Source organism: Mesorhizobium sangaii (assembly GCF_014207355.1).
In the GTDB taxonomy this organism is placed as follows: Bacteria; Pseudomonadota; Alphaproteobacteria; order Rhizobiales; family Rhizobiaceae; genus Mesorhizobium; species Mesorhizobium sangaii.
The window spans coordinates 25,784-51,159 of record NZ_JACHEF010000013.1; the positions used below are offsets into that span (position 1 = coordinate 25,784).

Genomic DNA, 25,376 nt, shown 5'->3' on the forward strand with positions numbered 1-25,376 from the left:
CAGCGCTCGTCGGCGGTCGCAGCGCGTGCTGGACTGTTGCCCGAGAGAGAACTATATATCTTCCAGAAACGTGGAAGGATTATTGTGATGGCCGGGTTCAGCAGTGAGGTGCTCACCACCAACGAGGCGGCATCGGTTACGCGCGTGCCGCTCAAGCAGGTGCATCGCATCATCGATGCTGGCCTGCTGCGCGGCCGTGTCGAGATGCGTGGTGGAAGCCGCGTCATCGTCGGATCGGGCCTGGTCGGGCTGCGTCTGGCCTGGCTGACGGCCGAGACACTGACACCGACGGCCCGGCGGCGCATCGTCGAGCGCGCGATTGCGAACAACGCGACATCGGTGGTTGCTGCCGACCCGCTGAAGGTCGACCTGAAGCCGATTGCGGCTGAGGTGAAGACCGGCCTTACGCGGCTAAGAAAGGCAAAGGCGATGGTCACGCGGGACCCCGAAGTTCTGGGCGGTCAGCCGGTCTTTGACGGAACGCGTGTGCTGGTCCATGACATCGCCGATATGCTTGCCCACGGCGATACGGTCGAGGCGATCCATTCCGCCTATCCGCAGCTGCCCCTCGACCGGATCGGGCTCGCTGCGGACTACGCGCTTGCCTATCCCCGACGTGGCCGTCCGCCGGTGAAACCAGTCTGGCGGACCGCGCCGTCAAAATTGTCGCGCACGGTCCGTCTCGACGATTTGCCGGCGGGTTCGTGAAGTTCCTGATCGACGAATGCCTCAGCCCGGACCTGGCGAAGCTCGCGCGAGAGGGCGGGTATCTGGAATCCAGTCACGTGCGCTGGCTGGGCCTGGCGGGCGCGAAGGATCATGTGGTTACTAGACGCGCTGTCGATGACGGCTATGTCCTGGTCACCCACAACACGACGGACTTTCGTGGGCTTTACGGCCGTGAGGAACTCCATGTCGGTCTGATCGCCTTCAACACGGCGCCCGGCCTGATGAGTCTCGATCTTCAGGTACGGCTCTTCCTCCTCGCCCTTTCCGAACTGGACGGTGAAGAGGCGTGGAACGAAGTGCTGGAGATCACAGTGGACGTAGACCGGACCGTGACGATCGAGCGGTTCGATCTTCCCGAGTAGCTCGCTACCCCATCTGGTTCGGCAAGGTCGACCCGGCCAGCCTTGCGCAGCGCCCCAGCGCGACATGGACGCGATCTCGGCGCCGGGATGCATGCCGGCATTGTCAGGGCCGTTTCGACGGCGGGGGCATGGCCAGCGTGTCGTAACGCCGCCGGCGATCATGCGCTCGGCCAGATCTGGCGTGAGCCGCGCGTCATAGTCCGCGATCGGCGTGGCGGCATCGCGGAATCCGTAATGTACCGACCTGGGTCGTGACGCTTGGTTGTCGAGCGGGCGAGGATGAGCAATCGCGGGGCCGGGATCAGGATCGATTTCATGCGTCGACTTCCTCACCGGTGGTTGTCAGCGTCGCCACACGGCGCACGACCACGGGCCGCGCGTCGGCTTCCTGGGCGAGGCGGCGGATCAGGTCGAGTTCGGCATCTGAGCAGTCGCCGCGCACCTCGAGATCGATCCAGTGACCGGCCCGGCTGACATGGGAGTCGCGCAGCCGGTGGCTGGAGGGGGTGTAGTAGCTCTCAGGTGGATCGTTGAGCCGGACGCGGGTGCGCAGGAACAGGATGCCCGAACCGAGATTGCCGCAAAACAGGAACTCGACGGCCGGCGTGGTCTTCGGGCCGCCGCCGATCTTCCGCTGCCCGATCTGGCGGAAGGCGTCGTCAAAGCTGGACGGATCAGGCGTGGTGCGCGCTGTCAGCTTGCCGTGGAAGACCCAGGGCGGTCGCTGAGGATCGACGCGGCCGACGGCGATCTGATGAAGCAGATCGAGCAGATAGGTGGGATCAGCGGGATAGGGACAACCCCGCCAGAGTTCTCGGACAGTGCAGCGAAGATCGTCGGGCAGGGCGAATAGCCGGGCACGGGCTGCGTGCCACCGGGCGGCGCGCAGGGCGCGCTGCTCGCGTTCGCGCTCATCCCACCAGATGTGGCGGCGGGCCATTTCTTCGTCGACGCTATGCTGGCCTGCAGCGATCATGTCCGCGAACAGCGGCAGGGCCTCACGTTCGAGGCGCTGCTTGCGCTTGAAGGCTGCACGTTTGCGCGACGTGTCCCGATAGGGTTCGGGTTTTGGCCAGGGACGGAAACGCATCAGGCCCCCTCCCCGCGTTCAGCCCGCGCGCCATTGGAAAGGATGCGGATGGCTGTGGTGATGCTGCCGGTCCTACGCGCGGCTTCGGCATAGGCGGAGAGCGGGTACGCGGCGGTGAAGAAGAAGTCGCGCTCGATATGCATATCGAACGGCAGCTCGAGCGTGGCAAGCTCTTCGAGGCTGAAGGACCCGAGTTCCGGCGGGTCGTTCAGCTGCGTCAGTCCGAACATGATGTCGCCGTCCGCGTCGAGCTCGGTGGCGAGCCAGGTGCCGATGCCGACCGGATTGAAGAACTTGACCACCGGCACATGGTCGCGACCGCTCCGGCGGCCGTTGGCGAGGAGCTGTTCACGCTGATCAGGCGCCAGCAGGGGCATGGGATTCTGGGCGATTTTACTCATCAGGCTTGCTCCGTGACGGGCGGCCGTAAGTCCTCTACGACCTCCTGACCCGTCACAACGAAAGGCGCCGTCCTCCTGGCTGGGAGGAGCGGCGCCTTGGAGTGGCGATGATCGGAAAGCCGACGGTGCCGACGAGCCTGATCAGTTAGCGAGGTCGAACAGCTTCTTGGCCTTGCCTTCCAGTTCGAGCCGGACGTCCTGGTGCTGCTTGTCGCGAGCAACACGGGTGATGCCCTGCACAAAATCGAAAACCGACGTTGGCGGATGGCCTTCGTCGCTGAGCACGGCTTCGATGATCTTCGTGGTTTCACCTTCGAGAAGCCGCGCTTGCGCAGGAATGTCGTGCGATCGTCGTCGTCACGGGCGACGATGCGCTCGCGCGCTGCCTTGATGCCGTTGACGAAGGGCATGGGCGAGGATTCGGCGAACTGGATCAGTGCCGGCTCGGCTTCGAGTGCAAAGCGCGAGGCGGCGTATTTGGAGTGGCGGATGGTGATTTCCTGAAAATCCTCGACGCCCCAGAGATTTCTGTTGCAACACACGGCACGCAGGTAAAAGCTTGCAATTCCGAGGGTTTTCGAGCCGACCTCGCTGTTCCAGGCGTAAAATCCGCGGAAGTAGAGATCCGGTTCGCCATTCGGCAGCCGACCGGCTTCGATCGGGTTAAGATCGTCGACCAGGAATACAAAGATGTCGCGGTCCGAGGCATAAAGCGTCGTCGTGTCCTTCGATATGTCGACGTTGGGATTGTAGATGCTGGTCGACCAGTCGAGCACGCCGGGCACCTTCCAGCGTGTGTCACCGGTACCGTTGCCGGCGATCTTCCGCACCGCCTCGACGAGCTCGTGGTCGAAAATCCTCCCGTAATCCGGACCCGTAACTGCCCGAAGCTCGAGACGGCCATTCTCGATTTCGAGTGTCTTCACCTGCTCGGCACGGTGCGTGGAAAGGCCATATTGCAGGTTGATGCCGGCGAGCGCTGCCGGCAACTGGCGCAAATAGGTCGCCGGTGCGCCGACCAGGCCGGCGAGTTGCCCGAAGCTCCAGTGGGTCGGGGCGACGGGAGTGTCTGCCTGCGGCAGCATCAGTGTCAGGCGCTCGGGATCGTCGCGGCTGGCCTCGACGCGGATTGCCTCGCTGTCGACGATGCGCGTACGGCTGCGATCGGATCGCCGCTTCACCGAGTTGTGGAGATCGGACAATGAAAGATATCGCTCGTCCGGCGGGCGGTTGAACCACTCAGACGAGACGCGGCCAATGCGCTGGCCGCGGCTGACATCCACCTTGTAACCATTGTTCCCGATCCGGGTCGGCGCCTGAATTTGCATCTGGGTCATAGCTCTTGCTCCGCGGCGGGTGCCAGGAGCCTCTCTCCCGGCCTTCACCCGCCGAAAGCATTCCGCTCCACCCTCTCCCTCTCGGCGCCGGCCAAGCCAGACCGAGCGCCGCCCATGCGGCAGCTATTGCGTCTCTGCGCGAAAGCTGGGGACTGGCCGCAGGCCGGCCCCAGCGCAACCGCAATCGGGTCCTGCGGCCAGACGCGCCCCACCATTACCAGTGCCTGGTCACCACCGGGATAAGCCAAGCCACGCCCTCGCCGGCGCATTCGCCCGATGGCGAGAACAATGGCAGTTGCCACGATGGCGAAACCATGAATCAATGCGCGTCAAGGAGATGCGGCGGCGTCCGGAGCATGGAGATGCGACGATTCAGAATTGCTGACCAGGTCATAGAGGAATCGGCGTCTGACCTGCAGGTCGTGCTGGCGGATGCCTACCAGCGCAAGAGTCGGCCACTCTGCCTGTGCAAGGAGCCGGGTGTGGCGATGTACATCGCACAGGTCGGCGACCAGTACATCGTCAAGCGAATGCCGCTCTCGGGCGACGGGCATGATCCCTCCTGCTCGGCCTACGAGGCTCCAGACGAGCTCTCCGGCCTCGGCATGCTGATGGGCAGCGCAATCCAGGTCGATTCAGAGAGCGGGATGGCGGCGCTCAAACTGGATTTCAGTCTTTCGAAAGTTGGCGCTCGATCGGCGTCTCCTGTGGACGCCGGAGGCTCGGACAGCGTGGTCGGGGACACGAAGAAACTGTCCCTGCGCAGTCTACTTCATTACCTTTGGCATGAAGCCGAACTCACCGTCTGGACGTCGCGATGGGCTGGTAAGCGCCATTGGTGGAATATCCGGCGGCACCTCGTCGAAGCCGCCGGACAGATGACGGTCAGGGGCGGACCGCTCAGCAAAATCCTGTTCGTGCCAGAGCCGTTCCGGTCCGCCGACAAAACGGTGATCGAGCAAAGGCGCGCAGAGGCGCTTGCTTCCGCGCTGCCCCCGAAGAGCGGTCCCAGAAAGCTGATGATCCTTGTCGGCGAGGTCAAGGAATTCGGCACGGCTCGCAGCGGCCACAAGTTAATCGTCAAGCACATGCCGGGGTTCGTGTTCTTGCTGGGTGAGAGCCTTCATCGTCGGCTTCAAACCCGTTTTGAAAACGAGATGGCTCTCTGGGGTGCGGATGAGGCATCGCATTTGATCGCCATTGCCACCTTTGGGTTGACACCGGCGGGGCTTGCGGTGATCGAGGAAATGGCCGTCATGGTGGTGGCGGAGAATTGGGTACCCTACGAGTCCGCCTATGAAAAGAAGCTGCTCGATGCGCTCGCCAGGGTGAGAGAGCGCAGCGTGAAGAGTCTGCGCTACAACCTGCCGGCGGATAAGCCGGCCGTGGCCGCGATGTTGCAAATTCCGCCGCGACCGGTTGGACTTTACGTTGTTCCTCCTTCTTCCGATGGCGCATATGAGGAAACGCTGGGCGAATTGATCGCATCCCGACCTGAGTTCGATTCCTGGATCTGGCGGACGGCCGATGGTGAAATGCCGCCATTGCCTGTTCGGTAGGACCGAGTGCCCCTCACATGACGAGTATATGGTTGTCGGAAACCGATTTGCCCAGACCTCGTCCTACGGCCATTTTGGCCGCAAGGCCGGCAGCGACGCGTGCTTCTCCTGGGAAAAGACGGACCTCGCCAAGGCGTTCCAGGACGCGGTCGCGGCCTGATATCGGCGCCAATTCCCGCCCATGGGTCCGACGGCCGACCTTCCGTCTTGACTAGTCCCTGCCTACGGCCTATTTCACCGCCACGTTAGCACTCGCTTGGGTCGAGTGCTAACGCTCTCCGGCAACTGAGAACCATTCAACATCCGTACCAGGGAGACATCCAAAAATGGCAAAGTCGAATTTCCGGCCGCTGCATGACCGCGTGGTCGTTCGCCGGGTCGAATCCGAAGCGAAAACCGCCGGCGGGATCATCATCCCGGATACGGCAAAGGAAAAGCCGCAGGAAGGCGAGATCATCGCTGTCGGCTCCGGCGCTCGTGACGAAGCCGGCAAGCTCGTCCCGCTGGACGTCAAGGCCGGCGACCGGATCCTGTTCGGCAAATGGTCGGGCACCGAAGTCAAGCTCAATGGCGAAGACCTTCTGATCATGAAGGAATCCGACATCATGGGCATCATCGGCTGATATCAGCACTTTCCGTCAACTGAATTCCCGGGCTCAATCCAAGCCCTTGCCAGGAGTTAAAAATGGCTGCCAAAGACGTAAAATTCTCCCGTGATGCCCGCGAGCGCATGCTGCGCGGCGTCAACATCCTCGCCGACGCGGTGAAGGTCACGCTCGGCCCCAAAGGCCGCAACGTCGTCATCGACAAGTCGTTCGGCGCCCCGCGCATCACGAAGGACGGCGTCACCGTCGCCAAGGAAATCGAACTCTCCGACAAGTTCGAGAACATGGGCGCGCAGATGGTCCGCGAAGTTGCTTCGAAGACCAACGACATTGCCGGCGACGGCACCACGACCGCGACCGTTCTGGCGCAGTCGATCGTCCAGGAAGGCCACAAGGCGGTTGCCGCCGGCATGAACCCGATGGACCTGAAGCGCGGCATCGACCTCGCCGTCATCGAAGTCGTCGCTCACCTCGTCAAGAACGCCAAGAAGATCAAGACTTCGGAAGAAGTCGCCCAGGTCGGCACGATCGCCGGCAATGGCGACGAGTCGGTCGGCAAGATGATCGCGGAAGCGATGCAGAAGGTCGGCAACGAAGGCGTCATCACGGTTGAGGAAGCCAAGACCGCCGAGACCGAACTCGAAGTCGTCGAAGGCATGCAGTTCGACCGCGGCTACCTCTCGCCCTACTTCGTCACCAACGCCGACAAGATGGTTGCCGAGCTCGAGGACGTCTACATCCTGCTCCACGAGAAGAAGCTCTCCAACCTCCAGGCCATGCTGCCGGTTCTCGAAGCCGTCGTGCAGACCTCGAAGCCGCTGCTCATCATCTCGGAAGACGTCGAAGGCGAGGCTCTGGCCACGCTGGTCGTCAACAAGCTGCGTGGTGGCCTGAAGATCGCCGCCGTCAAGGCGCCGGGCTTCGGTGATCGCCGCAAGGCCATGCTGGAAGACATCGCCATCCTCACCGGTGGCCAGGTCATTTCCGAAGACCTCGGCATCAAGCTCGAGAACGTCGGCCTCAACATGCTCGGCCGCGCCAAGAAGGTGTCGATCTCCAAGGAGAACACCACCATCGTCGACGGCGCCGGCAAGAAGGCCGAGATCCAGGGCCGCGTCGCCCAGATCAAGCAGCAGATCGAGGAGACCACCTCGGACTACGACAAGGAGAAGCTGCAGGAACGTCTGGCGAAGCTCGCCGGCGGCGTTGCGGTGATCCGCGTCGGTGGCGCGACGGAAGTCGAAGTCAAGGAAAAGAAGGACCGCGTTGACGATGCGCTGAACGCGACCCGCGCGGCCGTCGAAGAAGGCATCGTTGCAGGCGGCGGCGTCGCACTCCTGCGTGCTTCGCTGGCTATCACCGTCACCGGCGCCAATGCCGATCAGACGGCCGGCATCGCCATCGTGCGTCGCGCGCTGCAGGCTCCGGCCCGCCAGATCGCGTCGAACGCCGGTGAGGAAGCATCGATCGTTGCCGGCAAGATCCTCGACAACAAGGGCGCGACCTTCGGTTACAACGCCCAGACCGGCGACTATGGCGACATGATCGCCATGGGTATCGTCGATCCGGTCAAGGTCGTTCGCACGGCTCTCCAGGACGCGGCCTCGGTCGCTGGCCTGCTCGTCACCACCGAAGCCATGATCGCGGAGGCTCCGAAGAAGGAGTCGGCTGGCGGCGGCATGCCTGGCGGCATGGGCGGCGGTGGCATGGGCGGCATGGGCGGTATGGATTTCTAAGGCCCCCGTACCCCAACAGTCTCAGAAAGGGCGGCAGCGATGCCGCCCTTTTCTTTGGGCGAACCTCTTTTGCCTACAGGGGCAGGTCCTTGCCCGATCTAGGGCACCATACGGCGGCACTTCAATTGAAGACGCCAATGACTGAATTCATTCTGTTCGCCATAGGGCGGGCTGCCAAGCGGTGGTCGGCACGCTCGCCATGGCCTACGGCGCGGTCTCGTTGACAGGCTGCTGTGCGCCACAGCGGTCATCCGATCCAAGGCCGATCGGGCCGGGCCCATCCCAGATGGCGTCATCTGGTGGAGAACTCCTTCTGCCAACTCAAGGCATTCCGACGCATCGCACCGGGCTAGGAAGAAGACCGACGACTGCTTTGCGGGCCTCGTCAATCTTGTCGCTGCGTTCCTCGCAAAGCCTATGTCTGTAAACGGGCCTTAATACTTTTGTTAGCTCGCAGAACCCTCTCGCCTGCGCCAAATACACCGTTTGAGCCCATGAGCCACTCAGGGGGTTGCCAAGGGAGAATCGCACTCATAATTTTGCTAGTCGCTGCCGGCACACTTTTCGGCGCGGTAGCCCAGGCCGCGAAGGGCCTGTAAGAGCGGCGCTTCTTATAAGAGCGCACCCTGTGCGCGCCATCTTTTCGCGATGCGCAACAGGTCCTGCGGCATTATCGCGAACAGCGGTCGCGCGCAGGGTGCGTTTCGTGGTTGCGGCTGCGCCGCCATGTTTTCAATTCGCGCACAGGCTGCGTTTTGCAAACGCCGCTTCGTAACACAACGCAAAGGATTTCATCGCATGGGTATTCGAAATTTCATCGCAGCAGCCTTCCTCGCCATGACGGTGACCGTCGGGTCACCCTCCGAGGCCCGCACCCCCTTCACCAACGACACCGCCTCCCGCATCCAAGCCCTGGCTCTGGTGGAAACCCTCAACGCCGACCTGCTCAGCCACCCCAGCGCCACGCTCACGCTGGAACGGTGGTGTGGTGACCACGGGCTGGCGCCGGAGGCGAAGATCGTCGCCCATCGCGTGAAGGGCGACGACAAACTGCTGCCGGATAATGCCCGCCAAGCGTTGAGCATCAGCGCTGACGAACCCGTGCACTACCGCCGCGTGCAGCTCGCCTGTGGCGAGCTCGTGCTCTCCGAGGCCGATAACTGGTACGTCCCGTCGCGCCTCACACCCGAGATGAACCAGGTGCTCGACACCACCGACCAGCCCTTCGGGAAGGTGGTCCAGCCGCTGCACTTCCGCCGGCAGACCATTAGCGCCGAGCTGCTGTGGTCGCCGCTGCCCAAGGGATGGGAGATGGACACGCCGCTGCCGGCGGCGGGGAAGGGGGCGCTGGTCATTCCCCACGAGGTGCTGCGGCACCGGGCCATCCTCTATACCGGGGCGAACCAGCCCTTCAGCCTGGTGGTGGAGACCTACACAGCCGAGGTCCTGGCCTTTGGCCGCCGCTGAAGGCCGCGAACCGCCCCCTGGCCGGTCCCTGTGACAGCGAGCGCTCGTAGGTTGCCGACCGAGCGCCTTTCTCTACTGTGTTTTCTGATTTTCGGACCAATGCGACGCTGGCGAGCCGGGTTCTATGTACCGACCAATCGAGCGCAGGTAGGCGACGATCTCCGCTAGCAAAAAATCACGATCGCCAAACTCTTCGCCTATGCGTTTGATATCCTCCGCCGCCGTCACCATCTCCTCCAGGTCACCGAGTACATAGCCTCTGTGGCCGATAGCGCAGATATCGCAGCCGGCCCCGATCACCTGGTCGATGAAGGCTGGAATCTCACTCGCCTTCATCTGCCGCATGCTACTTGTCATCACGATCATCCTCTCGTTGACTATATTCTTATCTCACGAGCGAGAGCCCAAAACGAAGCTCATTCCGGTCCTTGGCCAGCTTTGTAGCGCTCGCTCCGGAAGTCCGACTACCTGGAAGTCCGTGCGCGCGATTCTGAACCCTTGTGCGCTAATACAACAGGGAACCCACGTCAAAAATATTACGAGCCTGTGCCACAGCAATTCCGAGATCACGCGCTTCCCTCCGTTTCGCCGTCCTCATTGACCATGCGCACCGGCAAATAGGCATTCGTCTCCAACCACTCCCGTAAAATGATCTTGATGAGATCCGATCTCCCAATTTTCATTTCAGCGGCGATGGAGATAAGGGCATCCTTGGTCGCCGGTTCCAATGGCACGCCGGCGACGTTTCTGAGCATGAGGGCAGCGCGGCGCAGGATAATCTGCAAGTCCGCGCACGGGATATCCGTTATGCGATCGGCCGCTCTCTCAAGTTCTTCTGCAACAGTGTCATCGGGCTCCAGTCGTCCATTCCTCTGGAGGCGAACCTTCGCGTCGCGGAGGGATGGAAATAGCCATGATCGGTCGGTCTGTTGATGTCAGTGCCAGCACGTCGTCATCTCAGACATGCACGCATATCTCGCCTTGCGGCCGACTGTCGAGGCGAGGCAGACATATTTTCATCAATATATCACCGGTTGATGGCGCGACTTGCATCGATACCTCTCTTCCCGTCACGCAGGCGTTTCGTCTGTCGCACTCGACAGCCAGGTAAAACGGCGCGATGTTGCCCATCATCGAGGAGAAGCACATGCGAGACCTGCCACGCGATATCGATGCGGATGTGGTGATCGAGATCGGCAAACTGCTCGATGACACGGATGTTGGTCCTTTGCCGGTCCATGATCTCGTCAAGCAGATTCGGACTCTGACGCAGTCAAACGTCTCTGATCAGGCGATCGAACACCTGATCGTCGAGATGGCGGCGAATCGAGGCTTGTCAATGATCTTCGAAATGCCGCCAGCTTAGAAAATTTTACCTAGGTCGGATCAAGCGCGCCTTTACGCTTTACTTAAGTGAAGATTTGCCGGTTCGTCGCTCCTGCTCGATCTCGAAATTGATCTTCTGTGCGTCGACCAACGTCGACAGGCCAGCTCGCTCCACGGCCGAGATGTGAACGAAAACGTCCTGTCCGCCATTGTCCGGCTGAATAAAGCCAAAGCCTTTGGAGGCGTTGATCCACTTCACCGTCCCAGTCGCCATATGCGCATTCCTTGCCGACAAGCGGCGGCCAAGCGCGCCAAGATCGCCGGCATCCCGGTTCAAAACCCAAGCCCTCACTCCGCAGCTTCGCGATGAAGCCAGGTTCTGGACGCCTTGGTCCGTCCAGAACCTCCTCGAAACTCATAAAAAGGGCCGGCTTGGTCGAGATTGCTCCGCCAAGATGGTCATCCGGTCATTCTCGCCGTCGCCCGTTGGCTTTCAGCGCGGCCATCAGCATCGGTCCGACAGAGAACTGCCCTGTCCTCGCCTTGTCGGTCGGCACCCGCAGATAACCGCCTGCCGAGTTGATGTGCTGAGCGCGCTGCAGGATGCAGGCAATCACGATCGCGGCGACTTCCTGGCCCATTACATGGCAAGCCTCCTCGTACGCTGATGGTGAGACACCCAGATATACCAATCACTGAACGACCGAGATGTTCACGATAGCGGACCAGCAGCTTGTGGAGCTTAAGAAGCGAGGCAATCGGCGCAGAAATTCCCTCAGTCTTCACCGTAGCTATCTCTTCCCGATACGCTCGATCCCAAGCTCGCAGCTGTGAAATCCGGTAGACCGCCGCCGGTGGTACGTTTAGCACCGCGCGTCCTATGCGCGCGGCACGCAATTCCAGTCCCGCGAGGATCGGACGCGGCACCGGGCAGCGCGGACGGTAGGTGAATTGATAGAAGGCGCCGCCGGGCCGCAGCAGTGAAAAGACTCCGTCCAGGATTGCTATCACCTTTTGATTGGGCATGCTCAGAAGCGGCAGGCCGCTGATGACCGCTCCGGCCGCCCCATTTTGAAGCGCGCAATGTTTCCGATAGCAGCGGCGTCCATGTGCAGTACGCGCACCCGAGGAAGGCGGCCTGGAGATGCTGTGCGAACTCCGCGCCGTACTCAACCAATGTCAGGTCTTCCGCTCCAGCAATTGCGCCGTGAAAACACCGGTGCCGGGACCAAGTTCGATGACGGTCCCTGTGTCGGCAGTGATATCTTGCGTGATGATCCTAGCGAGTGCCTTACCGGAGGGTGCCACTGCGGCCACGCGGAGCGGCGATCACACGCGCCCTAGGCTAGCACACCCAAGGACAGGCCGGAAATTGTCGGTAGAAACAATTTGCTGGGCCAGATCGTACCACGCGCCATGGAAGTTCCACTTTTTGGCTCGAACGCGATATCGGCTTACGGGCCAGAGGAATGCCAATCGCAATGGCCGGTATTAGGCGTTGAGCTCAACTGGTCATCGCAACACCTTGTGCAGCCTATCGGCCGGTGTTTCGAAGTCCAGGGTTTTTCGGGGGCGCTGATTGAGCCGCAGGGCAACGGCGTTGAGTTGGGCCTGGGAGACATGGGAGAGGTTGGTTCCTCTCGGGAAGTATTGCCTGAGCAGACCGTTGGTATTTTCGTTGCTGCCGCGCTGCCAGGGGCTGCGCGGATCGCAGAAGTAGACCTGTACATCGGTTGCAACGGTGAAGCTCTGGTGCCGCGCCATCTCTTTTCCTTGGTCCCACGTTAGCGAACGTCGCAACGCTTCGGGCAGTTTGCCGATCTGTTGGGCCAAGGCCGCCACGACGGTCGCGGAGTCTCTTTTCTTCGAGCGATGACCTATGGTCTTCAAAGGAGTCGGACCAAAGACCCACCAGTTGCAGTGTCCCGACGAACGCGCGCAGCCACAAACGGCGACCAGCGCGGCTCGAAGAAACGTGGAAGCAAGCGCGGCTGCCCTCCTCGAGCAGCTGCCTCACCACGCAATACCTGCAGACAGGCAAATTGCCTTCAACAAGGGGCCAAAAGCGTGCTGTACCGGCGGCAAGGATCACAATCCCTGCAGCGGTCGACAACTGTCGAGCTGACGGAGGCGGTTCGAATTTCTGAGATTTATGCTGCTGAAGAACTAAGCGGCGACCATACCAAGAATTTACTTTCAAATTCTGGCCGCAAAGTTCTATCGTAAATGAAAATAGGGGATGGGGCATGGAAACGAGTTCGGACACTGGCGATGCCGCCGGTATATCAACCGCGCCCGTAATAGAAGTCGTGGCGGACATCGCCGCCAGCTTTACATATGCGTCCTTCCAAAATGCTATTCCGGTGATCCGGTCTATCGCGCTCAACAACCCGACCCAGCAGGGTTTCGAAAAATGCACTCTCGAGCTGACATCGAACCCACCTTTTTTGCGCGCCAAAAGCTGGACAATTGATCGGATCCTTGCTGGCGACCGGCTTCCCTTAAGCGACCGAAAAATCGATCTCGACGCCAGCTATCTGGCCGGTCTCAACGAGGCTGAGCGCGGGGAGATAACGCTGCGGCTCACCTCAGGAGACGCAGTGCTGGCCGAGCAGCGCGTTGCGGTGCGCCTGCTTGCACGCGACGAATGGGGTGGCGTCATCGATATGGCGCAACTGTTGCCTGCATTCGTCATGCCGAACGACCCCGCGATCGCAGGACTGCTTCGTTCCGCAGCGGAGCGGCTCGCAGCGCATGGTCATGCCTCCAGCCTCGATGGCTATCAAAGCGGCAATCCGCAACGCGCGTTCATGCTGTCGGCCGCAATTTATTCGGCCGTTGCCGGTTTATCCCTGCACTATGCAGAGCCTCCTGCAAGCTTCGAAAGCCGAGGCCAAAAAATCCGACGTCCCTCGACAATTGCCGCGGAGAGGCTGGCAACCTGTCTCGATGCCAGTCTGTTGTTCGCCTCCGCCCTGGAGGCGACGGGCCTGCACCCAGTCGTGCTTATGTTCCAGGGCCACGCTGCCGTCGGCGTCTGGATGACACAAAAGACGCTCGCCAATGCCATCGAAGCCGATGCCATGGAGATCCGCAAGGCGCTGGCATCGCGCGAACTGATCGTGTTTGAGACGACCGGCGTAACGCATCGGCCGGCGATGACGCTGGAGGCTGCGCAACGGGCAATCGAACAGCGGCTCGACGAAACGCAGGTAGGCTCCTTTGTCGCCGCCATCGATATCCGCCGCTCGCGTAGCGGCGGCATTACACCGCTTGCCTCGCACGAACCGATGCGTCGCAGCGTGGATACCGAGGTGGCAACCGAAATCGCGCTGCCGCTGCCAGCGGCACCGGTAGTGACAGCCCTGCCTGCCGACATCGTCGAGGTGAAGCCGACGACCGCGGCCGGGCGGATCGACCGCTGGCAGAAAAAGCTCCTTGATTTGACACTGCGAAACCGACTGCTCAATTTTCCCGACTCCAAGAAGACAATTCCTTTTCTTTGCACCGATGTCGGCTACCTCGAGGACCGCCTGATGGCGGGCGCCTCGATCCGGGTGATTTCGCTGCCCGAACAGAATCCATTGGGCGAGCGTGATGCTGCTCTCTATCGCGAAGTCCATGGACGTGACCTGCAGCGCGGTTTCGCAGCAGAAGCGCTCCTGCGCGACGAGCTCCCATCGACGCTCGATGGACGCCAATTGGAATCCCGACTGATCGATGTTTACCGTCAAGTACGCAATGACTTTGCCGAGGGCGGCGCGAATACGCTTTTCCTGGCGGTCGGCTTCCTGCGCTGGAAGAAAAAACCGGAGGACGAGCGCAGCTATCGCGCGCCATTGTTGCTCGTGCCGGTCAAAATCGAGCGCCGCAGCGCAACATCGCGTTTTACCTTGCGCTTTCATGAAGATGAGCCGCGGTTCAACGCAACCTTGTTGCAGTTTCTTGAGCGCGACTTCGAGCTCAAACTGCCACAGTTCTCTGGTGAGCTGCCCGAAGACGAAAGCGGCGTTGATGTACCGCGTCTGCTAAGTCTCATGCGACAGGCAGTGCGCGACGTCCCCGGCATGGAGGTGGTGGACGAGACGGCGCTCTCTACCTTCTCCTTCGCCAAGTTTCTCATGTGGAAGGATTTGGTCGAGCGTACCGATGCGCTGCGCGAGAACCGCGTCGTACGCCACCTGATCGATACGCCGGAGATAGCGTTCGAGGGCAATGGTTCATCATTCCGGGACGAGCGCGAACTCGATCGGCACTATGCCCCGTCCGATATCGTTTCGCTGCTGCCGGCCGACTCTTCACAGACCGCGGCAAGCCTTGCCGCCGCTGAGGGTCGCGACTTTGTCATCATCGGTCCTCCCGGCACTGGCAAGAGCCAGACCATCGCCAACATGATTGCCAACTGTCTTTCAGTTGGCAAAACCGTGCTGTTTGTGGCCGAAAAGACGGCGGCGCTCGATGTGGTGTATCGCCGCTTGCGCGAACATGGCCTGGGCGCGCACTGTCTCGAACTCCATTCCAGCAAGGCGGACCGACGCAACTTTCTCAACCAGCTCAGGATCAGCTGGGAAAGCGGCGCGCGCGTGGACGCAGCAGAGTGGATTGCGATCAACGAGCGGCTTCGCGTCCGTCGCGACGAACTGAATGCCTATGTCGAAGCGCTGCATCGGCGCCATATCAATGGCCTCACGCCCTATCTGGCGCTTGGCATCGCTCTCAAGAACAAGCAACAGCACGCTCCGGGATTATCCTGGCCATCGCGCGATGGCCTGGACGAGGCAAGCCGGCTGGCGCTGGAGCATATTGCCGCCGAAACAGGTCTCGCATTTCAGTCAGTTGAGATGCGACCGGTCTTGCGTCTCATAGATGTCACCGAGTGGACGTCAGGCTGGCAGGACAATTTGCTCGAAGGGGCAAAGACCCTCAAGAGTGCGTCCGAGGTTCTAGCGACCGCACTTGACGCCTTCCTGGTGAGCATCGGCCTGCGCGCAAAAGGCGATGCGTCAAAAGCGGAGCTCGAAGCGCTGCGAAAACTAGCAGGGGCACTCCAGGACAGCGCCGGCTATGACCTCAGCATTGTCTTTGATCGAGATTTCTCCCAGTTACGGGGAGCCCTCGCGACTCTAAATGATGCAATCGGGGAGTATCGCGCGTCTCGTACGGGCCTGTCGGCACACTATGACGAGGCTGCTGTTGCGCGCATACGGGTAGAGGACATAGAGCAGCAATGGCAACAGGCCGCTTCTGCGTTCTGGCCAAATAGTCAGTTGGGCAAACGCAAAGTCCAGAAGCTGCTTCAATGCTATGTAACAGAGGGCGTGGCCGATCCTCAGCGGGACTTGTCACTGTTGCGCGTGATGCAGGACCGCCGCGCCACTGTCGAAGCCAACATCCTATCTGGGAAGCCGGTCGGATTTGCTGCACTTGATACCGACACCCATAGTATCGATCAGATACTCTCGATCGCCGAAAGGCTTCGACAGACGCTACGCCTGCCCGGCCTCGGCACGGAGGATCTCAGAGCGCTCCTCCAAGCAACCGCCCCGAGCCTGCGAAGCGGTGCAGCAGATAGCACGATGCGCCATGGGGCAGCCCGCTTCCTTGCGGCTTCTACAGCATTCGAGGCTGCGAGGACCCAATTTGCGATCGCTGCTGGAAAGACGCCTTCGTGGGCAGGACATAATAACCCGCTGACCGAATTGATGACCGCGATGGGAGACTTGCTCAATGCCCGTCATCTTCTGCGGGACTGGACTTCGTGGTGCGGCACTCGTCGCAGAGCTGTCAGTCAGAATCTGGGAGCGTTGGTCGACGATATCGAGGCGGGTCTAGTGCAACCAACCGAAGCTCAATCCGCGTTCCGCCTGGCCTATGTACGCTGGTGGCTGCCGGCCACGCTGGATGCCGATCCGGTGCTGCGAGATTTCCGGCGCTTCCAGCACGAGCATGCCATCGAAGATTTCCGGGAAATCGACGATCTTGTCCGCGCTCAAGCAAGCCTTCGCGTCATCAGTGCCATCGCTCATGGTCTGCCCGCTGTGCAAAGCGTCCCTCGCAATTCCGAGTTGGGCCTGTTGCGCCATCAGATGGAATTGCAGCGGCCCAGCAGGTCAATCCGCGAGATGATCGGCGCTATGCCGTCGAGCTTTGCCAAGCTCGCGCCCTGCATGCTGATGTCGCCTCTTTCAATCGCTCAATACCTACCTCCCGACCAGGCGCTGTTCGACGTGGTCATTTTCGACGAAGCATCGCAGATCACCACCTGGGACGCTGTCGGTGCTATCGCGCGAGCCCATCAAACCATTATCGTAGGCGATCCCAAGCAGTTGCCGCCCACCAATTTCTTTGGCCGCAACGAGGAGGACGAGGAAGTCGTCGAGCACGAAAAGGATCTTGAGAGCATTCTCGATGAAGCCAAAGCGGCCGGCATCCCGGTGCGTGACCTGCGCTGGCATTATCGTAGCCGCAATGAGTCGCTGATCGCCTTTTCCAACCATCACTACTATCAGAACCGGCTCATCACATTCCCTTCCCCAACGGTGGAAGATCGGGCGGTGCAGCTGCGAAAAATCACGACCGGCATCTACGACCGAGGAAAAAGTCGCACCAACCGCATAGAAGCCCAAGCGGTCACCGATGAGGCGGTCAGCAGGATGCGGCGTTGGCTGGCCCTTGCAGAAAAGGATCGACCCACGCTCGGAGTCATCACCTTCAACGCGCAACAGCAGTCGCTCATCCTCGACTTTTTCGACAAGGCGCGACAGATGGAGCCTGAGCTTGAATGGTTCTTTGCCGACGATCGTATTGAACCCGTCATCGTCAAGAATCTGGAAAATGTCCAGGGCGACGAGCGCGACATAATCTTGTTTTCGATCACCTTCTCGCAAGATAACGCCGGCAAGCGCAGCATGGATTTCGGCGCGCTAAATCGGGACGGCGGCGAACGCCGGCTGAACGTCGCGGTGACGCGTGCGCGGCAGGAACTGATAGTATTTTCAGGTTTTACCGCCGACCAGATCGACCCCAACCGGACCAAGGCAATCGGTGTACAGCATCTTAAAACCTTCCTCGATTTTGCCGAGCGCGGCGCCGTGGCATTGCCAGCGCAGGAACGCGGATCGGTCGGGGCCTTGGAATCCCCTTTCGAGGAGGCTGTAGCCGCCGAGCTTGAGAAGCGCGGATGGACCATCGTTCCACAAGTTGGCATTTCTGGCTTTCGAGTGGATATAGGGATCCGGCATCCCGATCTCGCCGGCGCCTATCTGGCTGGGGTCGAGTGTGACGGCGCTGCCTATCACAGTTCTGCCACGGCGCGAGATCGAGACAAGGTCCGAGAGCAGGTCCTGCGAGGCCTCGGGTGGAACATTGTCCGGGTATGGTCAACCGATTGGTGGTTTGATCTCGAAGGTTGCACCGAGAGGCTTCATGCCAGCCTGGCCGCGCTGCTCGAGGACAGCCGTCGCAAGCAAGCTGAACAACAGGAAAGTGAAGCGACGATCCAATGGGACATGGGACATAAGGTCGACCCCATAGCCCCATTGCCAGCCGAAGAGTTTGCATCGATCGGCGAACCGGAACATCTGCCGATAAAATCAGAGCCAGAACTTGTCGCCGCACCCGTCGCGACGGGAGAGCGCCCATCGGCATCTGGAGCAATTTCGCCCGCGGCCGCGAATTCGACGCATGATTCCGTACCGACGGACGACCGTTATCGCCTCACTGACCTATCAGCATTCGCTAGCAGCCCGGATCATTTTTACGACTTCGCCTACCGAGGCACTTTGCGGACAATGGTCGACGCAGTGATCGAACAGGAAGGTCCGCTGCGAGAGGACGTCCTTGCGCAGCGCATCGCACGGGCGCATGGCTGGCTCAGAACGGGCAACAAGATTCGGGAGCGGATCGACCTGCATCTGCGCGATTTCGATAGAACTGAAGAATCCAGCGGCAGCTTCCTATGGAAGAAGGGGACGGTGGTCGATCTGCTTGATTATCGCATGCCGTTTGACGCCCATGCTCGCCGGTCCATTGCCGACATTCCAATCGCCGAGCTAGCCGCTGTCGTCGTCGCGAACAAAGACGTTCTGGAACAGTCGGATCCCGCTCTCGACCTTGCACGTATGCTCGGCGTCGAGCGACTTGCGGCGATATCACGCTCCCGGCTGGATGAGGCCATCGATCGCGCCCGGCGCTACCTGGCATCGACATAGTCTCGGAGACTCCATGTTTCGTTTCATCCACAGCTCCGATCTTCATATCGGCAAGCGGTTCGGCAACATGCCGGAGGATCTGCGCGGGCGGCTCCGTGAGGCGCGCCATAGCGCGATCAGCCGGCTGGCAGAACAGGCACGCGTCCATGGTGCATCCACCATATTTCTGGCCGGCGATACGTTCGACACCGAAACGCCCACTCCAGCGATGTTGCGGCAGGCCCTTGCCGAGATGAGCCAGAGCACGCCCTTGCGCTGGATATTGCTGCCCGGCAACCACGATTCACTGTTAGCTGATCAATTGTGGAGCGCGGCGGGTAGCGTTGTGCCAGACAATGTCATGCTGGCGACCCGGCCCGAAATCCTGACTATTGGCGCGGACGTGGCGCTGCTGCCCGCACCGTGCACGACCCGCAGACCCGGTCGCGACCTTACCGAGTGGATGAACAGCGCCGCGACGCCGCAAGGCGCCATCCGGCTCGGCCTTGCTCATGGCGCCATTCAGAACTTTTCCGAAGATTCAGCAGCGTCCGACGTCATTGCACCAGATCGCGCGGCCAAGGCCGGCCTCGATTATCTGGCACTTGGCGACTGGCACGGGCCCGTCACCATCAATGAGCGCAGCCGCTACAGCGGTGCGCCCGAACCTGACCGTTTCAAGCATGATACACGCGGCCAGGCCCTTGTCGTTTCCATTGCCGGGCCAGGTGCCATGCCCGAGATTGTGGCCGTCGAGACAGCCAGCTTTTCCTGGAAAACCGCTCCGCTGCATTTGCTGTCTGGCGACGACAGCGCGGCGGCATTTGAAGCGTTGCTACCACCGGCACCCTTGCGGCGTCAGACCTTGCTGCGAATTGTCGCGTCTGGCCGGGTACGGGTAAGCGGACGAACCGCCCTCGAAGCGGCGGTCGCGGCAGTCGCGCCCGACTACGCCTATCTGGAGCTGCAAGGGGACGGGCTTGCGACCGACTGCGAAAGCGGCGATTTGGATCGGATCGATCGCTCCGGTGCCCTTCGCGAGGCAGCGCAGGCACTGTTGGATGAAAGTATTGACGAAAGGCGGTCGACTGTCGAACGCGACATATCGCGAGAAGCATTGGTTCGGCTGTACAGCTATTGCGAGGCGATGGGATCATGAAACTTACAGCCCTTCGGCTCCACAACGTCAAACGGTTCGCTGGGCAAGGTGTCGCCATCGAGAACATAGGCGACGGCGTCAACGTGCTTTGTGCAGTCAATGAATTCGGCAAATCAACCTTCTTCGAAGCACTCCATGCACTCTTTTTCCAGCCTCATACGGGGACGCCCGAAGGCGTGAGACTGCTACGGCCTTATAGTGGGGGCAACCCGGTGGTGGAGGCCGACATCACTACTTCAGAAGGACGCTATCGGCTTACCAAGCAGTTTTATGGAGGCAAGCTGGCAAGCGTTATCGACCTCGATCGGGGGCGACTGTTGGCTCAAGCGGACGAGGCCGAAGCGTTTATCGGCAAACTAATCCATGGCGGAGCCGCAGGACCGGCAGGATTGCTCTGGGTTCGCCAAGGGGTCACCGGCATCGAAAAGCGCAGCAAAAGCGAGGAGGATGGCGAAAAACGCGTGCGCGAAAGCCTACTATCCTCGGTTCAGGGGGAAGTTGAAGCCCTGACCGGCGGGCGACGCATGGCCGAAATCGCCGCCGCATGTGAAGAAGAACTCTATAGCCTGGTTACGTCAACGCTGCGTCCCAAGAGCGGCGGTCTCTATGCGGCGGCGCTCGATGAGCGTGACAAACTGCTGAAAGAAGAGCTGCGCCTCAGCGCCGAAGTTGCCGGTCTGCGCGATGCGCTCGACAAGCGGCGCATGGCGTTGGCGCGTCTGTCTGAGCTTGAAAACCCCGAAGAAGGCGCTACCCGGCGGGAGGGCATCTCGGTAGCCGAAGCCGCGGTCGAGGCCGCCAAATCGCACAGCGAAGCCCTGAAAGCTGCTGAAGCGGAAGCTGCCCTGGCGACAATTCACCACGACGCTGCGAAGCAGGCCCTCGATAGTTTTCGGACCGCGCTCAAACGAGCCGCCGATTTGCGCGAGCAGTCGACGATTGCGCAGCTTCGCCGCAGTGAGGTTCTCGATCGGCGCGCTTCAGCCATAGCCGAAAACGAACGAGCGATGGCCGAAGTTCAAGTAGCCGAACAGGAAGAGCGCGAAGCTCGCGAACTGCTCGCGCGGCTGGATGCGACCCTCTTGGCACGCGACGCAGCCGAACAACTGGCCACCCTACACAACCGGTTGAAACAAGCCGAAGTCGCCAGAACCCAGATCGAAGATGGAGAGGCAGCGCTGGCTATGCTGGCGGTGCCGGAACAGGCTATCGAGCAGCTCCAAGCGCTCGAAATCGACATTGCCGGCCTTCGTGCAGCTCAACTGGGAACCCTGCCGACACTACGCATGGAATACCGGGACGGCGCCGCCGATTTGGTGACCATCGATGCCAAGCCTTTGCCCCATGCAGAAGACCAAAGCTTTGCTGGCACCGTGCGCATAGATATTGCCGGCATCGGAGCCTTGACCCTGCGCTCAAATCGGCCACAGCAAGCCAACCGGACCATCGAAGAAGCCGAAGCGAAGCACCACAGCCTGCTTGCGTCCCTTGGTGTCGATAGCCTCAGGACGGCACGCCAGCGCCTGGTTGAAGCGGGCGACAAGGCTGCCGAACTGGGCTTGGCGCGTCAGCGGCTTGGCGATCTCGCGCCCAAAGGAATACAGCAATTGCACGAGGAGCTTGCCCGACTGAGTGCCCTCGCGGCCGGGGACCTCGAACTTAAAGTCGATTCGCAACAGATCCGGCAACATCATGCAGCAGCCCAGCAGCGTGTGGCGACAACACGCAACAACGTGCGCGAGGCCCTGCCCCTGCGCAGCCATGCCGACGAGGCTGTCATGGCCGCGGAGACTGCTTACGTGACCATCCAGGCGGAACTGACCAGCCTTGAGGTCATATTGGGGCCTGACGCAGAGCGCGAGGAAAAGGAGCGCTTGCTCCTCACCGAGGCCACCTCGCGACAAACTCTGCGCGAAGCGGCTGAAACGCGCGCTGCACCCCTGCGCGACGGCGCTCACGATCTCACCAGCGCCGAAGCCGTTCTGCGCCGTGCCCGCTCGGTTCAGGATGCCGCCACGCAGGAAGCAAGTCAGTTGCGTGTAACTCTAGCCGATGTCAATGGCCATATTCGGACCCGGTCCGACGACGCGGTGGAAGAAGCTTGGCGCGAGGCCAGAGAAAAATTGGAAGTCGCTGAAGAGCGAGTGGGACGCTTCGAAATCGAAAAGGCCGTCCTCGACCGGCTGCGCACAACGCTGGTCGCTGCGCGCTCGGCGGCACGCGATCTATATCTCACGCCGGTCATGTCCGAGCTGCGGCCGCTGCTCAGACTGTTATTCGACGACATCTCCATAGTGTTCGATGAGAATACACTGTTGCCGCAGACCGTTCGTCGCAATGGTCAGGACGAGGATGTCGAGAGGTTGAGTGGCGGCATGCGAGAACAGCTTTCGGTTCTGACCCGGCTGGCCTTCGCCCGTCTGCTCGCCCGCGACGGGCGACCCACACCGGTTATCCTCGATGACGCGTTGGTCTATTCCGATGACGATCGCATTGAGTGCATGTTCGACGCTTTGCATCGTCAATCACGCGATCAGCAGATTCTCGTTTTCTCCTGCCGCCAACGCGCGTTCGCAAAACTCGGCGGAAACATTTTGCAGATGAGCGACTGGCAACCGGGTAAGTCATAAGCGGAGACGAGATGGCTCTGTCCGAAATTTGTATATATGTTTCGGACAGCTGCTTGTTGATCGTCCGAAAAACGTCTACAATTTTCGGACATGAGCAGCGACTCGCCCGATCTGAAGACAGCCATGCTTGACCGCATCCGTGCCGACGCGCCGCGCAAGGTGTGGACGCCCAGTGATTTCGTGGATCTCGCCTCGCGGGACGCCGTCGATAAGGCGTTGCAGCGGTTGACGAACGCGCAAACTCTCAGGCGAATCGATCGAGGACTCTACGATCAGCCTGGCTTCAACAAGCTCACCCAAAAAACTAACCCGCCCGATCCGCGCTCGGTCATCGACGCCGTTGGCCGACGCGACCAAACCCGGATGCTTGTCGATGGCATGACCGCAGCAAACGATCTGGGCCTGACCGACGCCGTCCCGGCAAAAATCGTGGTGCACACAGACGCCCGCCGTCGCGCCATTAAGCTCGGTAACGTCACAATCACCTTCCGTCCGACTGCGCCCAGCAAGTTGTTCTGGGCCGGGCGACTTGCGATGCGCGTCGTCCAGGCGCTTCACTGGCTCCGCGGTCTCCTGGTCCGTGAAGGAGAGAGTGATCACGTCAAGCGCAAGCTCGCCAAGCTCTTCGAAGATCCAGTTGCGGGCCTGCAGCTGAAAGCTGACATCACTGCGGGTATGACGGCGCTACCAACCTGGATGTGGGTGTTTCTCAAGCCGCTTGTCGAAAACGACGCTGGCGTTGGTCGTTGGCATGTCGGTGATGATGATCATGCTGGTGCCGATGCTGATCATGATCGTCAGCGACAACGAACGAGGGACGGCGACGATGATCACGCAGCCATCGGCCGACGGAAGCCGAAACCGCACTCTGCCGGCAAGACACGAACCGCCAAGCGCGGCGCAACCCGGACCGCGAAGACATGAATGCGGCTTTCGACGAGGTCCTCGCGGCAGGGTCGGACGCGATGTTAAGCGCTTTCGATACTACGGCGATGCGCCTCGGCATGCCTTGTTCAATGGACTGAAAGAGGGGGGACCCCGCCTCCTTTTCAGGGGCGGAACCTCCTTGTCCAAAGGTTTCGGTCTGATCAACCGCTTCTCACAGGATATCGACGTCACGGTGTTTCGGGACGACATTGGCGAACCGGGGACCATCGAGGAGCTCGACGCGCTGAGCGGTAAGAAACGGAAGGCGCGCCTCGATGCGATCAAGGACGCCTGCCAAGCCTACATCAACGGCCCGCTGCGCAAAACTTTAAGCCGCCATTAGCTACCTACTTCAGTCCAAGACCCGCTGTTAACGCGGGCGCGAGGATTTAGCAGGGATCGCGCCTGGCAAGGTCAGGGGCGTACGCCGACTGGCCGGGCAGGCCGTCCACAAGCGGACAGCGGAAAGACCCTCAGAATGGCCCGCAGCGGACCTTGTTTGGATCCTATGGCAGGCTGCGGCGGCCTCAAATGAGTCAGTATCAGCTTCAAATTCTCTGTAGAGAAGGGCCCGTCAGATTAATGGCGGTTTACTCGGAATTTGATTCAGCGTCATTCTGCATTTCGCTCATCGTCACCTCCACAATTTGATACCGTGATACCACGATACCAAGGTGGTTGACAAGAGGCTTGTTTTGGTGCAAAACAGCGCCATGAAACAAGCTAAAGCGATGACTGTTCGCCTCTCCGAAGAGCAAGCTCAGGCCCTGGAGATGGTCGCCAGCGTTGAAAATCGGCCCGTGTCCGATATTATTCGGGCAGCGATAACCACCCATATCGAGACCCGCAGACGTGACCCAAGCTTCCAGGCCGGGCTCAAGGACCGCATTTCACAGGCGCGTAAGCTGCTCGACCGCTAGTCGGTCACTGCCGCCTTCGATGACAGGGGAAGCATGAAGAAATCCACCAAGGGTCCGACGCCTAGCGCGCCCGGCCATATCCTCGGACAGCGCACATTCGCGGCGATCACAGCCGTCGAAGGCATCAACTTGAGCGCGGCCAGCCGTAAGCGTCTCGCGGATCTGAAGAAGCGCAAGCTTTCGCCTGACGATCAGCGGGCTGAGATTATCCGCGCTTATCAGGACGCCAAGTCACGCGGGTGATGTCGGTCGGTTACGACGCCTTCGACGATCCCTACGCCTATAAAGGCACCACGACCCTAAAGAACAAGCTTGCCTTGCGCGATCCCACATTGCTCGAGGCCTTCGAGCTTGAAATGACAACGCTGCGCGCTGGCGAGCCGCTACCGCGTGGTCGTTATGACCCGAGCCACTATCGCCGCGTCCATTACCACCTGTTCCAGGATGTCTACAGCTGGGCTGGCAAGTACCGCACGGTGCGAACTGCGAAGGCCGGCAATCCGTTCTGCTTTCCGGAGTATATCGACGGCGAGATGAAACGGCTTTTCGGTGCGCTTCCGTCGGTGATCGGAGCGGAGACCGCTGGTGCTTTCGTGGCCGAGGCGGCCCATTTCCTGGGCGAACTGAATGCGATCCATCCCTTCCGAGAAGGCAATGGCCGTTCGCAACTGTCATTCATGGCGATGCTCGGCGAGCGCGCGGGATATCCCATGGATTTTAGTCGCGTCAGAAGAGAAACATTTTTGCCAGCGATGGTCGCAAGCTACACGGGCGATCTCACCCGATTGGTCCTGGAGCTTCGTCATCTGCTCCTTTAGATCTTGGGTGTGCGCCGTTCAAGACGAGCGTCTAGCGCGTGCGCCTAAAGCCGGGCTGAGGCATGTGCGAGGAGCGTGCCTGGAGAGCATGAGGAACTGTGGGGCGGTTGGTTACGGAGGC

General features: G+C 60.8%; 20 protein-coding genes and 5 pseudogenes. 16 read left to right on the forward strand and 9 right to left on the reverse strand.

The genetic code is table 11. The features are described from left to right. Positions 1-87 precede the first annotated feature (87 nt). The gene (locus HNQ71_RS32910; RefSeq protein ID WP_184878681.1) at positions 88-708 is read left to right on the forward strand and encodes a DUF433 domain-containing protein; all 621 of its coding nucleotides are present in this window, start codon (positions 88-90) and stop codon (positions 706-708) included. Then, a complete protein-coding gene (locus tag HNQ71_RS32915; RefSeq protein ID WP_184878685.1) occupies positions 705-1,091 on the forward strand; it encodes a DUF5615 family PIN-like protein in 387 nt (128 codons plus the stop codon). The genes HNQ71_RS32910 and HNQ71_RS32915 overlap by 4 nt, the downstream gene beginning before the upstream one ends. A 313-nt stretch (positions 1,092-1,404) precedes the next feature. Here HNQ71_RS32915 and HNQ71_RS32920 read toward each other — a convergent pair whose 3' ends face one another. The 3 genes and pseudogenes from HNQ71_RS32920 to HNQ71_RS32930 form a co-directional block, all read right to left on the reverse strand. Beyond that, complete coding sequence (locus HNQ71_RS32920) at positions 1,405-2,181, reverse strand: hypothetical protein (RefSeq protein ID WP_184878688.1); 777 nt, start codon at positions 2,179-2,181, stop codon at positions 1,405-1,407. Continuing rightward, entirely contained in the window at positions 2,181-2,558 is a 378-nt protein-coding gene (locus HNQ71_RS32925) for a DUF2958 domain-containing protein (protein WP_184878767.1), read from the reverse strand. The genes HNQ71_RS32920 and HNQ71_RS32925 overlap by 1 nt, the downstream gene beginning before the upstream one ends. 165 nt (positions 2,559-2,723) lie before the next feature. Beyond that, positions 2,724-3,919: pseudogene (locus HNQ71_RS32930) on the reverse strand (DUF932 domain-containing protein). Positions 3,920-4,281: 362 nt separating this feature from the next. On the opposite strand from HNQ71_RS32930, the gene HNQ71_RS32935 reads away from it, so the two are divergent. From HNQ71_RS32935 to HNQ71_RS32950, 5 genes are all read left to right on the forward strand, one after another. Next, positions 4,282-5,478 (forward strand): DUF1173 domain-containing protein, encoded by a 1,197-nt coding sequence (locus tag HNQ71_RS32935; protein WP_184878693.1) that lies wholly within the window; start codon positions 4,282-4,284, stop codon positions 5,476-5,478. Positions 5,479-5,506: 28 nt separating this feature from the next. Continuing rightward, the gene (locus HNQ71_RS35595; protein WP_281391491.1) at positions 5,507-5,638 is read left to right on the forward strand and encodes a hypothetical protein; all 132 of its coding nucleotides are present in this window, start codon (positions 5,507-5,509) and stop codon (positions 5,636-5,638) included. A 166-nt stretch (positions 5,639-5,804) separates the two neighbouring features. After that, complete coding sequence (groES, locus tag HNQ71_RS32940) at positions 5,805-6,101, forward strand: co-chaperone GroES (protein WP_023802596.1); 297 nt, start codon at positions 5,805-5,807, stop codon at positions 6,099-6,101. Positions 6,102-6,163: 62 nt separating this feature from the next. Then, a complete protein-coding gene (gene groL, locus HNQ71_RS32945) occupies positions 6,164-7,819 on the forward strand; it encodes a chaperonin GroEL (protein ID WP_184878696.1) in 1,656 nt (551 codons plus the stop codon). 798 nt (positions 7,820-8,617) lie between these two features. Further along, positions 8,618-9,286, forward strand: coding sequence for a hypothetical protein (locus HNQ71_RS32950; RefSeq protein WP_184878698.1), 669 nt, complete (start codon positions 8,618-8,620; stop codon positions 9,284-9,286). Positions 9,287-9,358: 72 nt separating this feature from the next. Here the strand turns inward: HNQ71_RS32950 and HNQ71_RS32955 are convergent, their stop codons facing one another. Both HNQ71_RS32955 and HNQ71_RS32960 read right to left on the reverse strand, forming a co-directional pair. Continuing rightward, positions 9,359-9,631: a hypothetical protein gene (locus HNQ71_RS32955; RefSeq protein WP_246462366.1), complete on the reverse strand. Its 273-nt coding sequence runs from the start codon at positions 9,629-9,631 to the stop codon at positions 9,359-9,361. A 221-nt stretch (positions 9,632-9,852) separates the two neighbouring features. Continuing rightward, positions 9,853-10,071, reverse strand: coding sequence for a hypothetical protein (locus tag HNQ71_RS32960; protein ID WP_343068309.1), 219 nt, complete (start codon positions 10,069-10,071; stop codon positions 9,853-9,855). Between the two features lie 335 nt (positions 10,072-10,406). On the opposite strand from HNQ71_RS32960, the gene HNQ71_RS32965 reads away from it, so the two are divergent. Further along, positions 10,407-10,652 (forward strand): hypothetical protein, encoded by a 246-nt coding sequence (locus HNQ71_RS32965; protein ID WP_246462367.1) that lies wholly within the window; start codon positions 10,407-10,409, stop codon positions 10,650-10,652. Between the two features lie 39 nt (positions 10,653-10,691). Here the strand turns inward: HNQ71_RS32965 and HNQ71_RS32970 are convergent, their stop codons facing one another. From HNQ71_RS32970 to HNQ71_RS32980, 4 genes and pseudogenes are all read right to left on the reverse strand, one after another. Beyond that, positions 10,692-10,886, reverse strand: coding sequence for a cold-shock protein (locus tag HNQ71_RS32970; protein ID WP_184878701.1), 195 nt, complete (start codon positions 10,884-10,886; stop codon positions 10,692-10,694). Positions 10,887-11,071: 185 nt separating this feature from the next. Then, positions 11,072-11,298 (reverse strand): annotated as a pseudogene (gene repC / locus HNQ71_RS32975) (replication initiation protein RepC); the annotation flags it as partial. Between the two features lie 121 nt (positions 11,299-11,419). Beyond that, positions 11,420-11,929, reverse strand: a pseudogene (locus HNQ71_RS35290) (class I SAM-dependent methyltransferase); the annotation flags it as partial. 195 nt (positions 11,930-12,124) lie between these two features. Then, a pseudogene (locus tag HNQ71_RS32980) lies at positions 12,125-12,475 on the reverse strand (IS30 family transposase); the annotation flags it as partial. A gap of 383 nt (positions 12,476-12,858) precedes the next feature. Between HNQ71_RS32980 and HNQ71_RS32985 the strand changes: the two are divergent. The 8 genes and pseudogenes from HNQ71_RS32985 (at position 12,859) to HNQ71_RS33020 (ending at position 25,255) form a co-directional block, all read left to right on the forward strand. Beyond that, positions 12,859-18,822, forward strand: a complete 5,964-nt coding sequence (locus tag HNQ71_RS32985; protein WP_184878704.1) for a DUF3320 domain-containing protein — start codon at positions 12,859-12,861, stop codon at positions 18,820-18,822. Positions 18,823-18,835: 13 nt separating this feature from the next. Next, positions 18,836-19,960 carry a metallophosphoesterase family protein gene (locus tag HNQ71_RS32990; RefSeq protein WP_184878707.1) on the forward strand — a complete coding sequence of 375 codons (1,125 nt, stop codon included), beginning with the start codon at positions 18,836-18,838 and terminating at the stop codon, positions 19,958-19,960. Next, positions 19,957-22,590, forward strand: coding sequence for an AAA family ATPase (locus tag HNQ71_RS32995; protein WP_184878711.1), 2,634 nt, complete (start codon positions 19,957-19,959; stop codon positions 22,588-22,590). Before HNQ71_RS32990 ends, HNQ71_RS32995 begins: the two co-directional genes overlap by 4 nt. A 123-nt stretch (positions 22,591-22,713) precedes the next feature. Next, positions 22,714-23,514: a DUF6088 family protein gene (locus HNQ71_RS33000; RefSeq protein WP_246462369.1), complete on the forward strand. Its 801-nt coding sequence runs from the start codon at positions 22,714-22,716 to the stop codon at positions 23,512-23,514. Next, positions 23,511-23,854 (forward strand): annotated as a pseudogene (locus HNQ71_RS33005) (nucleotidyl transferase AbiEii/AbiGii toxin family protein); the annotation flags it as partial. The gene HNQ71_RS33000 and the pseudogene HNQ71_RS33005, both read left to right, overlap by 4 nt. Before the next feature lie 337 nt (positions 23,855-24,191). After that, positions 24,192-24,437: a DUF6290 family protein gene (locus tag HNQ71_RS35295; RefSeq protein WP_184878730.1), complete on the forward strand. Its 246-nt coding sequence runs from the start codon at positions 24,192-24,194 to the stop codon at positions 24,435-24,437. Between the two features lie 33 nt (positions 24,438-24,470). Continuing rightward, entirely contained in the window at positions 24,471-24,680 is a 210-nt protein-coding gene (locus tag HNQ71_RS33015; protein WP_184878734.1) for a hypothetical protein, read from the forward strand. Then, the gene (locus tag HNQ71_RS33020) at positions 24,680-25,255 is read left to right on the forward strand and encodes a Fic/DOC family protein (protein WP_184878751.1); all 576 of its coding nucleotides are present in this window, start codon (positions 24,680-24,682) and stop codon (positions 25,253-25,255) included. The genes HNQ71_RS33015 and HNQ71_RS33020 overlap by 1 nt, the downstream gene beginning before the upstream one ends. Positions 25,256-25,376 lie beyond the last annotated feature (121 nt).